This window comes from Cellvibrio mixtus subsp. mixtus J3-8, assembly GCF_000766945.1.
GTDB classification, from domain to species: Bacteria; Pseudomonadota; Gammaproteobacteria; order Pseudomonadales; family Cellvibrionaceae; genus Cellvibrio; species Cellvibrio mixtus_A.
Genome location: NZ_KN266207.1, coordinates 970,759 through 989,549, shown reverse-complemented (window position 1 = coordinate 989,549; position 18,791 = coordinate 970,759). Strand labels below are relative to the sequence as shown.

The window sequence follows — 18,791 nt, the reverse complement described above, 5'->3', positions numbered from 1 at the left end:
CTACTGCGGAGTATGTTGAATGCCTGTCCGGGTATTAGTGGTCGATGATTCCAATTTCTTTCAACATCGCTTGAAAGATATTATTAATGAGCACCCGGATTTAAAAGTTATCGGTATTGCCAGCAATGGTCGCGAAGCCATCGAAAAAGCGGCGGAACTGAAGCCGGATATCATCACCATGGATTTTGAAATGCCGGTGATGGATGGTGTCACTGCGATCAAACATATCATGGCCAATCGCAAAGTCCCGATCCTGATGTTTTCGTCGCTCACTTATGAAGGCGCAAAAATTACGCTGGATGCCCTCGCAGCGGGCGCACTGGATTTTATCCCCAAAGATTTTGCCGAAGTTTCCCGCAGCTCCGAAGTGCTTAAGAAAAAATTACACGAGCGTTTAATTACATTGGCCGGTGTATCTGCGCGTTTGTCTCCAATATCACCAGCGCCCGCTGTTGACACCAAACCGGCGATTACCCCAACAACCAGCCATTTGCGAACGAGTGTTCCGGTGGCACCGCCAGCATCGACAAAAACGGCTGTTTCCCCGGACGATAATAAATCGGCAGCATCTGATAATTATCGTTTAAAAAACAAACCTAAAATTTTGGTCATTGGTGCTTCCACCGGTGGGCCGGTTGCGCTTGCCGAAGTATTAGTGGCATTGCCAGCCAATTTTCCGTTGCCCATCGTGTTGGTGCAACATATGCCGGAAAATTTCACGAAAGCATTTGCTGAGCGTTTGAACAAGCAATGCAAAATACAGGTGCGCGAGGCTGCAGATGGCGATCAATTGCAACCTGGTTTGGCGTTACTTGCGCCCGGCGGGAAACAATTAATGCTCGATAAACGCAACGGTGGTTCAGTGCGCGTGTTGCCGGATGATGATCGAGTTACTTACAAACCTTCGCTGGATATTACCTTTGGTTCCGCTGCAAATACCTATGCCGATAAAGTATTGGGCGTAGTGCTCACGGGTATGGGATCAGATGGTTGCAAGGGGGCAGGATTGTTAAAGCAATGCGGTTCATCGCTCTGGTCGCAAGATGAGGCCAGTTGTGTAATTTACGGGATGCCAATGGCGGTTGCTCGCGCAGGGTTATCAGATAAAGTGCTCAGTTTGAAAGATATTGGGCCACGTTTGGTGCGAGAGGTAATGTAATGGATGTACTAAGTATTGTCGGGGTTATCGTTGCATTTGCGGCAATCATTGGCGGTAGTTTTTTAGAAGGGGGTGGTGTTGGTAGTCTGGTAAATGGCCCGGCGGCGTTTATTGTCGTAGGGGGAACACTGGGGGCTGCCATGTTGCAAACGTCCAAAAGCAATTTGCGCCGTGCGTTAAAAATTATTCGCTGGGTTTTTAAACCGCCCTATGCTCCTTTTAAACAAGGTATTTCCAATATCGCCCGCTGGGCAGCAGCAGCACGTAAAGATGGACTGTTGGGCCTGGAGTCAATTTCCGAACGTGAAAAAGATGCATTCGCGAAAAAAGGTTTGCAATTATTAGTCGATGGTAACGAGCCGGAAGTGATTCGTCGCATTTTGGAAACCGATTTAATTGTTGATGAACAGCGCGATTTTGATGCAATTAAATTTTACGAAAGTATGGGGGGGTATGCTCCAACGATCGGTATTATCGGTGCGGTGATGGGATTGATCCACGTGATGAATAATCTGGCTGATCCGGCGACGCTCGGGCCGGGAATTGCAATTGCGTTTGTGGCGACTATTTACGGTGTGGCGTTGGCCAACCTGGTGTTTATTCCTATCTCCAATAAATTGCGTATGTGCGTCAATGAAAACTCCCAATATCGCGAGTTGATTATTGAAGGCATTATTGCCATCGCTGATGGCGAGAACCCGCGCTCGATTGAAATGAAACTTAACGGCTATTTGCATCCGCATTAAGGTAAATTAACTCCCATGGTGCGTCGCAGGCGAGAAGATATTCACATTAATCATGAACGTTGGTTAATTTCCTACGCGGATTTCATCACCTTGTTGTTCGCTTTTTTTGTGGTGATGTATTCCATCTCCCAGGTTAACGATAGCAAGTATCGCGTCTTGTCCGACACATTTGTTGAAGCGTTTAATCAGCCAACTGATTCCCAAACCAATGCTGAACCCAGTGATCAATTAAACCCTTCCAATGATGCAATTACACCTATTGATATGGGTAAGACGGCGCAATCTACCAAAGGTGAACAGGAAGCGCCCAATGTGGTTGCCGATCAGGGAGAAAACACGCAGGCGACCAGTTCAGCTGCTGCGGAGCCGGTAACAACAACGGATGAGTTATCGCAAATATCAGATCTGGTGACTGAAAAATTTTCACAGTTGATTAATGATCAAATGATCCAGGTTTCCAGCAATGAACTGTGGCTGCAAATTGAATTGAAAGACAGTATTTTATTTAGTTCCGGCAGTGCGGATGCCAGTGAACAAGCACAGAAAATTTTTGATGAAATTGCCGCAATTTTGAAAAATTATTCCAATCCGGTACAGGTGGAAGGTTTTACCGATAACATTCCTATCAACAGCGCGAAATATCCCACGAATTGGGAATTGTCGTCGGCGCGCGCCAGTGCGATTGTGAAATATTTGGCAAGCAAAGGTGTTTCACCGGAGCGTTTGTCTGCAGTTGGCTATGGCGAATATCAGCCAGTTGCTTCTAATGCAACCGAGGTGGGGAGGTCGCAAAATCGCCGTGTAGCTATTATGGTTGCAAAGCGCAAAATGGATCGCCCCAAAATCAATGTGCAGCCGGCAGTGGCTCCTCAATAATATTGCTTCTCCAATAACAAACGAGTGATTATCATTGGCTAGATGTAGTGAGTTGAATAATAGTGCGATGTTTTTCCTCCAATATTTTTTCTCCCCAACGTAAATTATCGATGTGATTGAAAAGCTCATTGAAACTGCCATCTTCAATGGCGATTTTTAATCCGGTTGCTATTCGTTCGGCGAGTTTTTGGTTATCTTTGTGTACATAAAAATACACTGGATTGTCGTAGCGCAAGAATAAGTGTTTTTCCAGCACAATACCCTGGTCTGCGTAAGCATCCGCTTCGGCTTTCACCTGATAGACGCCCCGCGAAAAGTAATCAAACCGGTTTGATTTCAACATTTTGAATAAATTGAAATAACTCAAGCTTAATACCAGCGGTAAGTTATTTTCTTCCATGACTTGTCGATCTGGCCAATGCGAACCAATACCGCCTTTAAATTTGCGCAAATCATCAAGGTTTTTCACCGCTGAAAATTTTTCTGCATCCTGGGCGCGAATTAAAAACACTCGATAATCACTCAGGTTTTTGAGCAAGCGAATGTTGATCGGGCTCAAATCATATTTAAGGTCTTTGGTGAATGGCATCCAGGTGACGTCGACCTGGCCGCGCTCAATATCGCGCAATAACCGGTTGGTTATGGGCCTTACTGGAATAAATTTAAGTTCATAGTGGCCGTGGGTGGGCACTGTTTTGGTTAACGCCAGTTTCAATAAATTGCTGTAGTAGTAATCATCATGATCCTGTTTCAGGTTTTGCTCACAGGAGATCGTGACCTGTGTAACCGCAACTTTATTGGATGGCAGTTCTTTGGCGAGCAAGCCAGACGTAAAGATAATTAATAGAAGGCCGATATTAAGGGTTGGCCTTATGGATAGAGAACGATTTCTGGACATCATTACCACGTCAGAATGTGCTTGCCGATAAACGGCATTCTGGTTTTTGGCTGCGAAAAGGCAGGGCTTCAGTTAATTCTAGCTTCGATATTCCGGTTTACTATTGAGAAGTGTTAACGCGCTGCTATAGCCAAAATAATAATGCGATGGTTAATCTTGGTTAGGGAGCTTGAACTTGTCTATCGCTGGGCAATACTAAATATCCGCTGGCTGAAAAATAAGCGGCGAAAAAACTGTATCGCAACGACTGGCGATAATGGATTTTGCGGATGATAATTGTGCCAATGATAGTCGTTATTGTCCGGCATAGAGATTGCTTTAAGCAGTATCAGTGCGATTATTAATGGTTAATGTGTCTGGTATTTGACGCCAGCGAGGTTCTATCCGTGCGGATCTTGGCAATTGCAAATCAAAAAGGCGGGGTAGGTAAGACGACTACCACTGTGGCGTTGGGCGGGCTTATCGCCAGCGCTGGCTACCGGGTACTGCTATTGGATATAGACCCGCACGGTTCGCTCTCAACCTGGTTTGGTATCGATCCCGATAACCAGGCGTTGAGTAGCTATACGCTGTTCCAGGAACGTAAGGAACTTGGTTATCAATCAGTAAAACGGTTGGTGTTGCCTACACAATTTGCAAATATTGAGGTTATCCCGGCCACCACCGCGCTGGCCACATTGGAGCGCCAGGCAATCGGCCAGGATGGCATGGGGTTGGTGCTCAGTCGCGCCCTCGGGTTATTGGCGGATGATTACGATTATGTTCTGATTGATACGCCACCGCTTTTAGGCGTTTTGATGGTTAACGCCCTGGCCGCCTGTCAATATCTGGTTATTCCTGTACAAACCGAGTTTCTGGCATTGAAAGGCCTGGAGCGAATGGTAAATACCCTGAATATGATGTCTCGCTCTCGTAAAAAGGCGCTTGATTACACTGTAGTACCAGTGATGTTTGACCGTCGTACCCAGGCATCCGTGACCAGTTTGCGCACTATTCGCAATACTTATCCCGAGCAGTCATGGCCGGGTCATGTCCCGGTGGATACCCGTTTTCGCGACGCGAGCAAGGCAGGTATTCCGCCCCATTTGTTTGATCCGACAAGCAGGGGTGTTGAGGCGTACACATCACTCTGGCACTGGTTGGAAAAAAAATTCAAACAACGTGAATCAACTGTGCCATCGACTATTCCATTGGTGGCCAGCAAGGCAGGTGCAGTGTCGTGAGCTCTAAACAATCATCGGGCGACGGGATTGAGTCACCCGATGACATACTTAACAGTTATCTGGATGATCTGCTCGGTGGTGAAGATCCATTGGGTTTTGCATTAGAGGCACTGGATACCCAGATAGCACCGCTTGCTGCCAACGCAGGTTCGGCGCGGGTAGTACCATTGCCGACGAAAAAAACGGTTGAAAAACCGGTTGAGAAAATACCAGCAGAAAGGTCGGAAAAATCGCGCCTGCGCGCCGAGTTACCTCATCGTGCTTCAGCGGAAACACAATCAAAAGCGCCACCAAAAACATCTTCCAGGCCGCGCTCAGTTACCCAATCAAAGTCTTCTTTTGCTGACCCTGAAATTGTTCAAACCCAGGAACAAAAGCTAAAGCTGGAAAAACTGCTGCAATCTGCCCGCACGCAATTGCTGGTAGAGACGCCAGCAGAAGTGCCAACCCGAATAGAAACAAAAACCAGCTTTATCAACAATCCGGAAGAAATTCAGGATTGGATCATTGAAACACCCGAAATTACTATTGCACCTGAAATAACGCCGGTTATTGAGCTTACTCCCACAGAACACTTACAGCCCACTCATTTTCAGCTGGAAGGTTTGGAGTGGCTTGAAAATGGTCGCCCACAATGGGCGCAATCGCGCTTTGATGTATTGCTATTCCAGGTATCAGGGTTAACTTTGGCGGTACCGTTGATTTCCCTCGGGCAAATCCAGCCATTGACCGATGAGCTAACGCCATTGTTTGGCCAGGCCGATTGGTTCATGGGATTGCAACCTACGCCCGCCGGAAAGATCCGTACGGTTAACACTGCAAAATTTGTGATGCCGGAACGTTACGATGAATCTTTTGTGAAGACCGCAAAATATGTCGTTTCTATCGATGGTGTGCCTTGGGGATTGGCGGTAGATTCCGTAAACCAACCAATTACACTACAGCCTGACGATGTGAAATGGCGTGGTGATCGCAGCAAGCGCCCATGGCTTGCCGGTACGGTTAAAGAGCATATGTGCGCATTACTGGATATTCCTCGTATCGGGCAAATGTTGATCGATGCGGATAAGAATTTTATTCCAGCCCAAGTATTTAATTAGTGCTTCGGCAAAAGTGGCATAGGAAAAGTCCTCGGCTATAGTTATAACGACATTTATCGATTTGCCGCCCGCAGCAGGTGGCTCCAGAGGAATATGACGATGGCAACTGATGTAGCAAAAAACAAGAGTACGGATGATCCGGTATTGCAGTGGGTGACATTTCGCCTGGACGGTGAAACCTATGGCATCAATGTAATGCAGGTGCAGGAAGTGCTCCGTTATTCGGAAATTGCGCCGGTACCAGGTGCGCCATCTTATGTGCTGGGTATTATTAATTTGCGCGGCAACGTTGTGACTGTTATTGATACCCGTCACCGTTTTAATTTATCCAGTGGCGAAATTACCGATAATACCCGTATAGTCATCATTGAAACGGATCGTCACGTCATTGGCATTTTGGTGGACAGCGTTGCCGAAGTGGTTTACTTGCGCCAGTCAGAAATTGAAATGGCACCAAACGTCGGTAACGAAGAAAGCGCGAAATTTATCCAGGGTGTGTGCCACAAGAACAATGAATTATTAATTCTCATTGATTTAAACAAGTTGCTGACCAGCGAAGAATGGTCAGAGTTGGAAGATGTATAACCGCTGATTTGCGTGCAATTATTTTTACGGATATGAAAAGCACCGGAATAACCCGATGACATTGTTGGAAATTGGTTTACTTGTTTGTTTGACGATTAGCGCGATTGCTCTTGCGGTCGCGCTTTTTACTTTTAAACGCCTGCGTCAGCAAGCGCTGGATACTGAAAAATTAATCCAGCGTTTAACAAAAGAAGTTGCTGCATCCAGTAGCGGTTCTGTTGGAATGGGGCAACGTTTGCTGGCGATGGAAAAACGCCTGCAAACATCCGGCGATAAAAAACCGGAAAAAATCGATTACTACAATGACGATGAATTCCAGCCTTATTCGCAAGCGGCACAAATGTTTAAGATGGGAATGGATGCTGAAGAAGTTGCGCGACGCTGTGGTTTGTCGCGTGCAGAAGCGTCCTTATTAGAGATGATGCAAAAATCCAGTCGATAACATTGTTGCGTTTGTGATTGCATAAAAAAGGAGATCATTTGATCTCCTTTTTTATTGGCTGGTTTTACAGTTGATCAATAGTGGAATGATTGGCCGCTCACACCCAGCGAATCATCACTTAATAAATAAACATAGGACGGCATTAATTTATCCGGTGTTTTTACCGTTTCCGGATCTTCAGCGGGATACGCAGCAGCGCGCATCGCCGTGCGAGTTGCGCCGGGGTTGATGCTGTTGGCGCGAATACGCGTTGCGCCTTCCAATTCATCATGAAGTGTTTGCATAAAATTTTCGGCAGCAGCTTTGGATGCCGCATAGGCGCCCCAGAATGCACGGCCTTTAAACGCAACGCTGGAGCTCGTGAACAGAATGCTGGCATTATCCGCACGTTCGAGCAGTGGCAATAATGCCTGGGTTAACATGAAAGGTGCGTTGACGTTAATTTGCATGCAGCGCAGCCAGGCGTTAACGGAATAATTGGAGATGGGTGTGCGCTCGCCCAAATCGGCGGCGTTAAATAAAATGCCGTCTAATTTACCGAAGGTATCTTCAAGCGCATTACACATATCGTCATAATCTTTTTCCTGCGCGCTTTCAAAATTGATTGGGTATATCGCTGGTTGGGGATAACCCTCTGCTTCAATTTCGTCATACACCTGCTCAAGTTTGCTCATGGTACGACCGGATAAGATCACGGTAGCACCGCAAGCAGCAAATGTCTTTGCCGCAATTTTACCGATACCGTCACCGGCGCCGGTAACCAGAATAATTTTATCGGCGAGCGAATCGGGATGGATTACATAATCTTGTGGGATTTGAATCGTCATGGTTTTCCTGTCACAAATATTTTTCAATAATCGGCCAGATTTCATCGGCGTGATTTACGTAATAATCGGCATTCCAACTGGCGGGATCTTCGCTTTCATCCACATAACCATAAGTTGCCGCAATCGTGATACTGCCTGCACCCTTACCGCAATCAATATCGCGTTTGTGATCACCGATATAAATAATTTCCTGCGGGCTGCAATTGAGTTGTTTCCCCGCCAGGAATAACGATTCCGGATCGGGTTTGCTGCGCGATACGTGGTCCGGGCAAATAACACTCAGCGGAGCAGGGTGGATATTCAACGCGGCCATTAACGGCAATGTGTAAGTCGCCGGTTTATTCGTGGCGATGCCCCACAAAATATTGTTGTCAGCCAGTTTATCCAGCAACGCGGAAATGCCTGGAAAAGGTTTGGTGTATACCGCAATGTGCGCTAAATACAATTCCAGTAAACGTTGGCGTAATGGTTCAAATTGTTCGTTATTTTCTTCAATGCCAAACGCCAGTTTAATCAGCGCTTTGGAGCCGTTGGAAACGCCGGCACGAATCGTTTCTGCTGGCAATGTCGGCCGGTTCTGCTCGACCAGTAATTGGTTTACGACAACGATGAAATCCGGTGCGGTATCCAGCAGGGTTCCATCGAGGTCAAACATCACTGCGCGTATCGGTTTTGCCATTATTCAACAACCTTTTTAGCGTGGATCAAATAATTGACACTCACATCGTTGGCATCGAGCTTGTAGTGTTTGGTGAGCGGGTTGTAAGTCATACCGGTAATTTCTTGCAGTTCCAATCCCGCAGCGCGCAACCATTGGGCTAATTCAGAAGGACGAATAAATTTGCTGTATTCGTGCGTGCCTTTGGGTAAGAGTTTTAAAATATATTCAGCACCGAGAATGGCAAACGCATAGGCTTTGGGGTTGCGATTGATGGTGGAAAAATACACATCGCCACCGTCCTTCACCAATTGTGCGCAGGCTTTTACTACAGACGAGGGATCAGGAACGTGCTCCAGCATTTCCATGCAGGTTACTACATCAAATGCACCGGGCATTTGTGCGGCTTTATCTTCAGCGGTTATTTGCTCGTAAGTGAGTGCGACGCCGGTTTCCAGTGCATGCAAGCGCGCCACTGACAGCGGCGCTTCGCCCATATCGATGCCGGTAACCTCTGCACCGCGCAGTGCGAGTGATTCGGCCAGGATGCCACCGCCGCATCCCACATCGATTAATTTTTTTTGTGCGACCGGTGAGCGTTGATCGATAAAATTGGCGCGCAACGGGTTAATGTCATGCAGTGGTTTGAATTCACTGTTTTTGTCCCACCAGCGGCTGGCGAGTGCTTCAAATTTTGCTATTTCGGCGGTATCGACATTGGCCATAATCTGTATCTCTGTTGAATTTAATGGGTGGCAATTTGTTTCCGCCACCAATTGGCTTTGCCTAAAATTTCGCGCTCATTCAGCGTTTGTAATTCGCGATTTTTGAGCAAACATTTTCCTTCTACCCAGACATGGGTTACCGCTTGCCCTGAATGGGTGTAAACGAGTTGCGATGCGGGATTGTAAACCGGTTGCATCGCGAGTTCGCCCAAATCGATGGCGGTAATATCAGCCGCTTTGCCAATTTCCAGGCTGCCGATATATTCCTCCAGGCCGAGCGCTTTGGCTCCATTAAGGGTGGCCATCCGCAACGCAGTATGGGCGCCCAGCGCTGTGGCATCCCCGGCAACGGCTTTGGCGAGCAGCGCCGCGGTTTTAACTTCGCTGAATAAATCCAGATCGTTATTGCTGGCGGCGCCATCGGTGCCTATCGCAACATTGACGCCTGCTTTTATCAGGCGATCAACCGGGCAAAATCCGCTCGCCAGTTTTAAATTGGATTCCGGGCAATGGATAACATGCGCACCGCTAGTCTGGAGCAGATGTATATCGCTGTCATCAATTTGGGTCATGTGTACGGTTTGTGTAAGCGGTGAGAGCAAACCCAGATCCATCAGGCGCTGGCTGGGTCTGCAACCGTATTGCTTGATGGAGTCGCTAACTTCCTGTGCCGTTTCATGCAGGTGAATATGGATGGGCATATCCATTTCATGGGCTAATACGGCGATCTTTTGCAAGGGCGCATTGGATACGGTGTAAGGTGCATGCGGGCCAAATGCGATATTGATTAAATGATTGCCGCGAAATGTATCGTGCAGGCTTAATCCCTTGCTCAGGTATTCGTCCGGACCCAGGCCCCAGGCGGTCGGAAAATCCAGGATCGGGAAGGCCAATTGGCAGCGAATACTGGCATCCAGACAGGCTTGTGCCGCTTGCTCGGGGTAAAAATACATATCGGCAAAACAGGTGGTACCGGTCTTGATCATTTCGGCGATGGCCAGGTCAGTGCCGTCGCGCACAAAATCCTCGCTTACCCAGCGGCCTTCGGCGGGCCAGATGTGATCGTTGAGCCAGGTGTGCAGTGGATGATCATCGGCATAACCGCGCAGCAAGCTCATCGCCGCGTGGCCGTGGGCATTTACTAATCCGGGGATCACCGCGTGGCTGCCCAGGTTAATGATTTCGCGCGCGTGGTAGCGCTGCTCGGCCCCTTCGGCGGGAATGATCGCCAGTATTTTCCCCTGATGGATTGCCAGGGCACAATTTTCCAGTATCCGGTTTTCGGGAATTACCGGGATTATCCAGCGCGCTTTTATCAGTAAATCAATATCAGGCAGGGTAGTAGACATAATGAGCAGTCAGGATGAAAAGCAGGGGCGGACAGTATACTGGAATGACAGGCTTCGGCCATGCCCGATTTGGGTATTTCACGGATTGTGATTTTGATGATGAGAATTGATTCCCTATCTGCATAACCACCGGATTTTATGGTACCATCGCGCCCCTGAATTGTGCCTCAGACGCATTTTTAGCCAACCCGCTACTGGGGTAGCTGTTTTTGCCTCTAATCGATTTATGCCCAGTTACGGCGCTTTTTGCGCAATAGCTGCCAATCGATACCGCCAATTTTAACTAACCAACATAAGACTAGCCGAAGCCTTAATAAAAAAGGAAAGCTGTATTCCCATGGTCGAATTCGCCAAAGAAATATCACCGGTCAGTATTGAAGACGAACTCAAGCAGTCCTACCTCGATTACGCCATGAGCGTTATCGTTGGCCGCGCCTTGCCCGATGTGCGCGATGGCTTGAAACCTGTGCACCGTCGTGTGTTGTTCGCGATGAGCGAACTGAACAACGATTGGAACAAGCCTTACAAAAAATCTGCCCGTGTGGTGGGTGACGTAATCGGTAAATACCATCCCCACGGCGATTCGGCGGTGTACGACACTATCGTTCGTATGGCCCAGCCATTCTCGTTACGTTACATGCTGGTAGATGGTCAAGGTAACTTCGGTTCGATTGACGGCGATAACGCGGCAGCCATGCGTTATACCGAAATCCGTATGGCCAAGATCGCCCACGATTTGCTGGCCGATCTGGATAAAGAAACTGTCGATTTCGTGCCCAACTATGACGGCACCGAACAAATCCCGGCAGTTTTGCCAACCCGTATCCCCAATTTATTGATCAATGGTTCTTCTGGTATCGCCGTGGGTATGGCGACCAATATTCCACCGCACAACCTGAAAGAAGTCGTGCAGGGTTGTTTGGCGGTGGTCGATAACCCGGACGTTACTATTGATGAACTGATGGAATTTATTCCAGGCCCCGATTTCCCAACAGGCGCAATCATCAACGGTCGCGCAGGTATTGTTGAAGCTTATCGCACTGGCCGCGGTCGCGTGGTGATGCGTGCGAAAGCGGAAATTGAACGCGATGATAAGTCCGGCCGCGAAACCATTATCGTCACTGAAATTCCATATCAGGTTAACAAGGCCCGGTTGATTGAGCGCATTGCCGAGCTGGTTAAAGAAAAGAAAATTGAAGGCATTAGCGAGTTGCGCGATGAGTCTGACAAAGACGGTATGCGCATCGTTATTGAAGTTAAGAAAACCGAATCCGGCGATGTACTGCTGAACAACTTGTTTGCACAAACGCAATTGCAAACAACCTTTGGCGTAAACATTGTCGCGCTGGATGATGGCCAACCAAAAATTCTGAATCTGAAAGAGTTGCTGGTTGCTTTTATCAAGCACCGCCGTGAAGTGGTTACCCGCCGTACCGTTTATTTGCTGCGCAAGGCACGTGAGCGCGGCCATATCCTGGAAGGTTGGGCGGTGGCAATTTCCAGCATTGATGAAGTGATTGATTTGATCAAACGCTCATCGTCGCCCGCCGAAGCAAAAGAAGGTTTGATTGCGCGCGGTTGGGATGCAAGCGCCATGACTCCATTTGTGGAGCGCGCTGGAAAAGATGCTTGCCGCCCTGAAGATTTGGGACCTGAGTTTGGAATCCGCGATGGCAAATATTATTTGTCCGCTGAACAAGCCCAGGCAATTCTGGATTTGCGTTTGCATCGCCTCACCGGGATGGAGCACGACAAAATCCTGGCCGAGTACGAAGAGAAGTTGGCGCAAATCGCCGAGTTCCTCGAAATCCTGGGCAATGCAGTGCGCTTGATGGAAGTTATCCGCGAAGAATTAACGCAAGTTATCGCTGACTATGGCGATGCGCGGCGCACAGAAATTATTGCTTCTACGCTCGATTTAACCACTGAAGATTTAATCAACGAAGAAGATCGTGTAGTGACGATTTCCCACGGTGGTTATGCGAAGAGCCAACCACTGGCTGACTATCAAGCCCAGCGTCGCGGTGGCATGGGTAAATCGGCAACTGCAGTGAAAGACGAAGATTATGTTCAGCATCTGTTGATCGCCAGCACCCACGACACTGTTTTGTTATTCACCAACGCTGGTAAGGTTTACTGGTTGAAGGTTTACATGATTCCGGTAGCGGGGCGCCAGGCACGCGGTCGCCCGGTTGTGAACTTATTGCCGCTGGAAGAGGGCGAACATATCACCTCGATTTTGCCGGTTAAATCCTACGACGATGATCATTTTATTTTCATGGCCACCGCCAACGGTACCGTGAAGAAAACAGCGTTGACACAATTTGCGCGTCCGCGCAGCGTTGGTCTGCGCGCGATTGAATTGGATGAAGGCGATACCCTGGTCGGCACGGCAATTACCAACGGTGCATCGGATGTAATTCTGTTCTCCAGCTCCGGTAAAGCGGCGCGTTTCCGTGAATCACAAGTTCGTGCAATGGGCCGTACTTCGCGCGGTGTTCGCGGTATCCGTTTGGCCGAAGGCCAGCGCGTCGTGAGCATGGTAATTCCATTAGCGGGCGGCCAGGTGCTGACCGTGAGTGAAAATGGTTACGGCAAGCGCACTGAAGTCGGCGAGTTCCCGGCAAAGGGGCGCGGTTCACAAGGCGTCATCGGCATGCAAACGACTGAACGTAATGGTCAGTTAGTAGGTGCGGTACAAGTATTTGATGGCGAAGAAATCATGCTGATTTCTGATCAGGGCACCATGGTTCGCACCCGTGTTGATGAAGTATCAGTGCTTAGCCGTAATACCCAGGGTGTGCGTTTGATCAAGCTGAAAGATGGCGAGCGCATGCAAGGTCTGGAGCGTATCGAAGAAAGTGCAGATGAAAATGCCAAGCGTGAATTGGCAAATGCCGAAGGCGGCGACGTTGAAGAGTTGCCAGATGATGTAGCCGCAGAAGATTCTGCTGGCGATGACTCTTCAGACGAGTAATCAAGCGAGGCGATTATTCATGTCATCTGAAAAAACGGAAGCAGAAAAATTACTGGAGTTGCGCAATAAAATTGACGCAATTGATGACGAGATCGGCCGGTTGATCTCGGCGCGTGCATCTTGCGCCCAGGAAGTTGCTGAAGTTAAAAAGGCCAATCTTCCCGCCGATGCCAGTATTCTTTTTTATCGCCCGGAACGCGAAGCCCAGGTTTTGCGTAAAGCGATGGAAAACAATACTGGCCCATTGAGCAACGAAGAAGTTGCGCGCTTGTTTCGCGAAATTATGTCGGCGTGCCTGGCGTTGGAAAATCCGATCAAGGTCGCTTACCTCGGCCCTGAGGGGACATTCACCCAGCAAGCGTCGTTAAAGCATTTTGGTCACTCCGCGGTGGTCATACCGTTCTCTGCCATTGACGAAGTATTCCGTGAAGTGGAAGCCGGTGGTGTCAACTACGGCGTTGTGCCGGTAGAGAATTCTACCGAGGGCGTGGTTAACCACACCCTTGATAATTTTATGGGCTCCAACCTTAAAATCTGTGGCGAAGTGGAATTGCGTATCCATCACAATTTGATGGTATCTGATGTGACCAATGTGAGTAGCATCAGCCGCATTTATTCACACTCGCAGTCGCTGGCTCAATGCCGTAAGTGGCTGGATGCACATTATCCAAAAGCTGAACGTATTGCGGTGAGCAGTAATGCGGAAGCGGCAAAGCGTTTGAAAGGCGAGTGGAATGCAGCTGCTATTGCGGGTTCCATGGCGGCGGAATTGTACGGCTTGAAAATGATTGCCGAAAAAATTGAAGACCAGCCTGATAACTCCACACGTTTTTTGATTATCGGCCAGCAAGCGGTCCCGCAAAGCGGCGTAGATAAAACATCAATTGTTGTCGCTATGCGCAATGAGCCGGGTGCTCTGCATAATTTGCTCGAGCCATTCCATCGCCACAACATTGATCTCACGCGTGTGGAAACCCGCCCATCACGTACCGGTGCCTGGACGTATGTATTTTTCATCGATTTTGTTGGTCATGTGGATGATCCATTGATTAATGCCGTGATGAAAGAAGTGGCGTCCCGCTGTGCCGATTTGAAATTACTCGGCTCTTATCCCAAAGCGGTGTTGTAATTTGTATGTCAGCGCCGTTACTCAATAAATTTGTCGTCGTAGGGATTGGCCTGATTGGCGGAAGCCTCGCAAAAGGTTTAAAGCAGCGTGGTGCCTGTGTAGAGGCTATCGGGATCGCACGCAAAACGGAAACCTGTGCTGAAGCAGTAAATTACGGCATTGTTGATCGCGCTTATACCTCGCTACAAGAAATTGCGAATGAGTTAGGGGCTGGCGATGTTATTTTTATCGCGGTACCAACGCTTTCCGTAAATTCCGTCTTCGAAGAAATCAAAGAATTTATTTCGCCTGAGGTAACTATTACGGATGGCGCGAGTGTTAAAGGCAGTGTGCAATTGGCTGCTGAAGCGGTGTTTGGCGCAGTTCCTCCGCAATTGGTGTTGGGGCATCCGATTGCCGGCTCTGAAAAAAGTGGTGTTACTGCCGCTAATCCCAACCTGTACGAGCATCACCGGGTTATTTTGACCCCGTTCGCGACCACGGATGGCACACACGTGGAATTGGTAACACGTATGTGGCAAGCCGTAGGGGCTGAAGTGTTATCGATGTCAGTTGAAGAGCACGATGAAGTCCTGGGAGCCACCAGCCATTTGCCCCATGTTATTGCATATTCACTTGTCGATACGCTTGCCCGGGATATCAATAATCCCAATATTTTTCGCTATGCCGCCGGTGGTTTCCGCGATTTCACCCGCATTGCCTCCAGCGACCCGGTAATGTGGCATGACATCATGCGCGCGAATAAATTGGCGATTTTAAAATCGATGGACTTATTTATCGATAATCTGTCCCGCCTGCGCAGCGGGATTGAACAAGGTGATAGCGATTACTTGCTGGATGTATTTAGCCGGGCCAAGGAAGCCCGTGATGAATTCACGTTGATGCTTGCCCGGCGGCAAGCGGCGCCCAAAGAGGATTGATCACTGATAGCTATTTACACAAACTTTCCGGAATAAACTTAGAAACATTTAGTCATTAAACCCTACGTCGCAGATCTATATAATTGCTGCTGATTTTTAAACACTTTGTGTAAATCCGACGCCGTTTTCAAATTGGTATTTATTGAATGTCAAACTACAACTTGACTCACCTCAAGCAGCTCGAAGCTGAAAGTATCCATATCATCCGCGAAGTCGCGGCTGAATTTGATAATCCTGTAATGCTTTATTCGATTGGTAAAGATTCAGCGGTGATGATGCATCTCACCATGAAAGCTTTCTTCCCCGGTAAACCGCCGTTTCCGCTGTTGCATGTGGATACCACCTGGAAATTTCGGGAAATGATCCAATTTCGCGACCAGCGTGTAAAAGACCTCGGTTGGGACTTGATTGTGCACATCAACCAGGAAGGTGTTGATATGGGCGTTGGCCCATTCACCCATGGCAGTGCCAAGCATACCGACATTATGAAAACCCAGGCCCTGAAGCAAGCGTTAAACAAATACGGTTTCGATGCGGCCTTTGGTGGCGCGCGTCGCGACGAAGAGAAATCGCGTGCGAAAGAGCGTGTTTATTCGTTCCGCGACAAAAACCATCGCTGGGACCCAAAAAACCAGCGCCCTGAGTTATGGAATATCTATAACGGTAAAGTAGACAAGGGCGAAAGCATTCGCGTATTCCCTTTGTCCAACTGGACCGAGCTGGATATTTGGCAATACATTCATTTGGAAAATATTCCCATTGTTCCGCTGTATTTTGCCGCCAAACGCCCCGTTGTGGAGCGCGATGGGGTAATGATTATGGTTGATGACGACCGTATGCCCATAGGTCCTGACGACAAAGTCGAGGAAAAAATGGTGCGTTTCCGTACGCTGGGTTGTTACCCGTTAACCGGTGCGGTTGAATCCGAAGCGACTACGCTGCCCGAAATTATTCAGGAAATGCTGCTGACGACTACGTCAGAGCGGCAGGGCAGGGTTATTGATCACGATAGTTCCGGATCTATGGAGAAGAAAAAACAGGAAGGTTATTTCTAGTTTTTCTTTGCCCCTGTTTTTTTACGTCTTGCGAATGTAAATAGAGAATTTTATGAGTCATCAGTCAGAATTAATTGCACAGGATATTAATGCTTATCTTGCGCAGCATGAGCAAAAAGAACTGCTGCGGTTTTTAACCTGCGGTAGCGTGGATGATGGTAAGAGCACCCTGATTGGCCGCTTGCTCCACGACTCCAAAATGATTTATGAAGATCAATTGGAAGCAATCAAATCCGACAGTGTAAAACATGGCACTACCGGCGAAAAAATAGATCTGGCATTGCTTGTGGATGGCCTGCAAGCAGAGCGCGAACAAGGCATTACGATTGACGTTGCCTACCGTTATTTTTCTACCGCAAAACGTAAATTTATTATTGCCGATACTCCCGGCCATGAGCAGTACACGCGCAACATGGCAACGGGTGCATCCACCTGTGACCTTGCGATTATTTTGATTGATGCGCGTTATGGCGTTGTTACCCAAACCCGTCGCCATAGTTACATTGCATCGTTATTAGGTATTAAACACATTGTTGTTGCCGTCAATAAAATGGACTTGTTGGATTTCGATCAAACTGCCTTTGAAAAAATCAAGCAGGATTATCTGGATTTTTCCAGCAAGCTGGCGATGAAAGATGTGATGTTTGTACCTATCTCGGCGTTGGATGGTGATAATGTCGTCAATCGCTCGGAGCGCTCGCCTTGGTATCAAGGTCAAACGCTGATGGAAATTTTTGAGAGCGTTCCTATCGCAGGTGATAAAAACTTTACTGATTTCCGCTTTCCGGTTCAGTACGTTAATCGTCCCAACCTGGACTTCCGCGGCTTTTGTGGCAACGTTGCTTCAGGCGTTGTAAAAGTTGGCGATCAGGTTCGCGTTCTGCCCTCAGGAAAAACCAGCCACGTTAAATCCATCGTGACGTATGATGGCAACCTTGACGAGGCTTTCACCGGCCAGGCTGTGACATTGACCTTGACCGATGAAGTTGATGTTAGTCGTGGCGATGTGTTGGTGTTAGCAAAAGACGATGTTCCTCAATCCAATTATTTACATGCTCATTTGGTGTGGATGACTGAGAAGGCGTTGGTTCCGGGCACAGAATACTGGTTTAAATTTGCCAGTAAATTGGTGACTGGAGAAATCGAAGCTATTAGTTGCCGCATCGATGTAAACACCCAGGAACAAACGAGTGTTAGCCAATTGCAATTAAATGACATTGCAATTGTTGATCTTCTATTAACCCAACCTGTCGTAGCTGACGCGTACAAACAAAATCGTGCAACTGGTGCATTTATTGTCATTGATCGTTTAACCAATTTGACGGTAGGGGCTGGCATGGTTATTGATCAACTGGCATCCAAAGCGGTTGCACAAACAAATTACAGTGAGTTTGAATTGGAATTAAATGCCCTGATTCGCAAGCATTTCCCACATTGGGGTGCCGCTGATCTTGGTCGCCTGCTGAAATAATTCAATCTTCGTTCCTGTAAATAAAAAAACCCGACATGTTCGGGTTTTTTTTCACATTTTTTCTGCGAAAACTGTAGTCAATATCCCACAAGACGAGTGGCAGATATCTACTATTTGATCATTTTCTTTCTGCATATCTTATGTTCGCGCTCAACGGTAAATCTTCCGGCGCAAAACTGTTGTTTATTTATTTTGATTTTTTAATACATGGAGTTCTTTATGAAAAATTTGTTATCCGCTATTTCTTTTGTGGTGTTAATGATTTGTGGTGTTTCAACTGTCTGGGCGGTTGAAGCAGCACCAGCAGAAAAAACCACTAAAGCAGAAACCAAAACTACCATTAAGGCTGAAACTGCAGTTCCCAAAAATGTAGTCAACATCAACACGGCGGATGTTCAGGAGTTAACCAGGCTTAAGGGAATCGGTGAAAAGAAAGCGGAAGCCATTATTGCCTGGCGTAAAGAAAATGGTAATTTCAAAACGGTTGAAGATTTGTTGGAAGTAAAAGGTATTGGTGAGGCTACGTTGGAAAGCAATCGAGCGAATATAAGCATCTAGAGTGTTTGCCTTATGCCAAGGCGTTAATGAATGAATTTTACGGTGTTTTTTGCTTTAATAGAGGCCCGGACTTAAGCGTCCGGGCTTTTTTCT

The 18,791-nt window shown here is 47.7% G+C and carries 18 protein-coding genes; 13 read left to right on the top strand and 5 right to left on the bottom strand.

The features are described from left to right. Window positions 1–19 precede the first annotated feature (19 nt). The 3 genes from A596_RS09155 to motD are packed head-to-tail and all read left to right on the top strand — an operon-like array spanning window position 20 to window position 2,781. The gene (locus A596_RS09155) at window positions 20–1,159 is read left to right on the top strand and encodes a protein-glutamate methylesterase/protein-glutamine glutaminase (protein WP_039913859.1); all 1,140 of its coding nucleotides are present in this window, start codon (window positions 20–22) and stop codon (window positions 1,157–1,159) included. Beyond that, window positions 1,159–1,905 (top strand): flagellar motor protein, encoded by a 747-nt coding sequence (locus tag A596_RS09150; RefSeq protein WP_039913858.1) that lies wholly within the window; start codon window positions 1,159–1,161, stop codon window positions 1,903–1,905. Before A596_RS09155 ends, A596_RS09150 begins: the two co-directional genes overlap by 1 nt. Before the next feature lie 15 nt (window positions 1,906–1,920). Next, window positions 1,921–2,781 (top strand): flagellar motor protein MotD, encoded by an 861-nt coding sequence (gene motD, locus A596_RS09145; RefSeq protein WP_039913857.1) that lies wholly within the window; start codon window positions 1,921–1,923, stop codon window positions 2,779–2,781. Window positions 2,782–2,812: 31 nt separating this feature from the next. Here the strand turns inward: motD and A596_RS09140 are convergent, their stop codons facing one another. Next, window positions 2,813–3,679 carry a substrate-binding periplasmic protein gene (locus A596_RS09140; protein WP_052417358.1) on the bottom strand — a complete coding sequence of 289 codons (867 nt, stop codon included), beginning with the start codon at window positions 3,677–3,679 and terminating at the stop codon, window positions 2,813–2,815. Window positions 3,680–4,065: 386 nt separating this feature from the next. On the opposite strand from A596_RS09140, the gene A596_RS09135 reads away from it, so the two are divergent. The 4 genes from A596_RS09135 to A596_RS09120 all read left to right on the top strand — a co-directional run bounded on the left by A596_RS09135 (window position 4,066) and on the right by A596_RS09120 (window position 7,029). Beyond that, window positions 4,066–4,902, top strand: coding sequence for a ParA family protein (locus tag A596_RS09135; RefSeq protein ID WP_052417357.1), 837 nt, complete (start codon window positions 4,066–4,068; stop codon window positions 4,900–4,902). After that, entirely contained in the window at window positions 4,899–6,002 is a 1,104-nt protein-coding gene (locus A596_RS09130) for a chemotaxis protein CheW (RefSeq protein ID WP_039913856.1), read from the top strand. The genes A596_RS09135 and A596_RS09130 overlap by 4 nt, the downstream gene beginning before the upstream one ends. A 99-nt stretch (window positions 6,003–6,101) precedes the next feature. After that, complete coding sequence (locus A596_RS09125) at window positions 6,102–6,587, top strand: chemotaxis protein CheW (protein WP_039913855.1); 486 nt, start codon at window positions 6,102–6,104, stop codon at window positions 6,585–6,587. 55 nt (window positions 6,588–6,642) lie between these two features. After that, a complete protein-coding gene (locus A596_RS09120; protein WP_039913853.1) occupies window positions 6,643–7,029 on the top strand; it encodes a DUF2802 domain-containing protein in 387 nt (128 codons plus the stop codon). A gap of 74 nt (window positions 7,030–7,103) precedes the next feature. On the opposite strand, the gene A596_RS09115 is transcribed toward A596_RS09120, so the two are convergent. The 4 genes from A596_RS09115 to A596_RS09100 are packed head-to-tail and all read right to left on the bottom strand — an operon-like array spanning window position 7,104 to window position 10,588. After that, a complete protein-coding gene (locus A596_RS09115) occupies window positions 7,104–7,856 on the bottom strand; it encodes a YciK family oxidoreductase (RefSeq protein WP_039913851.1) in 753 nt (250 codons plus the stop codon). A gap of 10 nt (window positions 7,857–7,866) precedes the next feature. Then, window positions 7,867–8,535: an HAD family hydrolase gene (locus tag A596_RS09110; RefSeq protein WP_039913849.1), complete on the bottom strand. Its 669-nt coding sequence runs from the start codon at window positions 8,533–8,535 to the stop codon at window positions 7,867–7,869. Next, the gene (ubiG, locus tag A596_RS09105; protein WP_039913847.1) at window positions 8,535–9,239 is read right to left on the bottom strand and encodes a bifunctional 2-polyprenyl-6-hydroxyphenol methylase/3-demethylubiquinol 3-O-methyltransferase UbiG; all 705 of its coding nucleotides are present in this window, start codon (window positions 9,237–9,239) and stop codon (window positions 8,535–8,537) included. The genes A596_RS09110 and ubiG overlap by 1 nt, the downstream gene beginning before the upstream one ends. Window positions 9,240–9,259: 20 nt before the next feature. Then, the gene (locus A596_RS09100) at window positions 9,260–10,588 is read right to left on the bottom strand and encodes a TRZ/ATZ family hydrolase (RefSeq protein ID WP_039913846.1); all 1,329 of its coding nucleotides are present in this window, start codon (window positions 10,586–10,588) and stop codon (window positions 9,260–9,262) included. Between the two features lie 337 nt (window positions 10,589–10,925). Here A596_RS09100 and gyrA point away from each other — a divergent pair, with 337 nt between their 5' ends. The 6 genes from gyrA (at window position 10,926) to A596_RS09070 (ending at window position 18,698) form a co-directional block, all read left to right on the top strand. After that, entirely contained in the window at window positions 10,926–13,565 is a 2,640-nt protein-coding gene (gyrA, locus tag A596_RS09095) for a DNA gyrase subunit A (RefSeq protein WP_039913843.1), read from the top strand. 19 nt (window positions 13,566–13,584) lie between these two features. After that, complete coding sequence (gene pheA / locus A596_RS09090) at window positions 13,585–14,694, top strand: prephenate dehydratase (protein WP_039913841.1); 1,110 nt, start codon at window positions 13,585–13,587, stop codon at window positions 14,692–14,694. Window positions 14,695–14,699: 5 nt separating this feature from the next. Then, entirely contained in the window at window positions 14,700–15,614 is a 915-nt protein-coding gene (locus A596_RS09085; RefSeq protein WP_039913840.1) for a prephenate dehydrogenase/arogenate dehydrogenase family protein, read from the top strand. Between the two features lie 146 nt (window positions 15,615–15,760). Beyond that, window positions 15,761–16,669, top strand: a complete 909-nt coding sequence (gene cysD, locus A596_RS09080; protein WP_039913839.1) for a sulfate adenylyltransferase subunit CysD — start codon at window positions 15,761–15,763, stop codon at window positions 16,667–16,669. 52 nt (window positions 16,670–16,721) lie between these two features. Further along, the gene (cysN, locus tag A596_RS09075) at window positions 16,722–18,140 is read left to right on the top strand and encodes a sulfate adenylyltransferase subunit CysN (protein WP_039913837.1); all 1,419 of its coding nucleotides are present in this window, start codon (window positions 16,722–16,724) and stop codon (window positions 18,138–18,140) included. A 219-nt stretch (window positions 18,141–18,359) separates the two neighbouring features. Further along, window positions 18,360–18,698 (top strand): ComEA family DNA-binding protein, encoded by a 339-nt coding sequence (locus A596_RS09070; protein ID WP_039913835.1) that lies wholly within the window; start codon window positions 18,360–18,362, stop codon window positions 18,696–18,698. Window positions 18,699–18,791 lie beyond the last annotated feature (93 nt).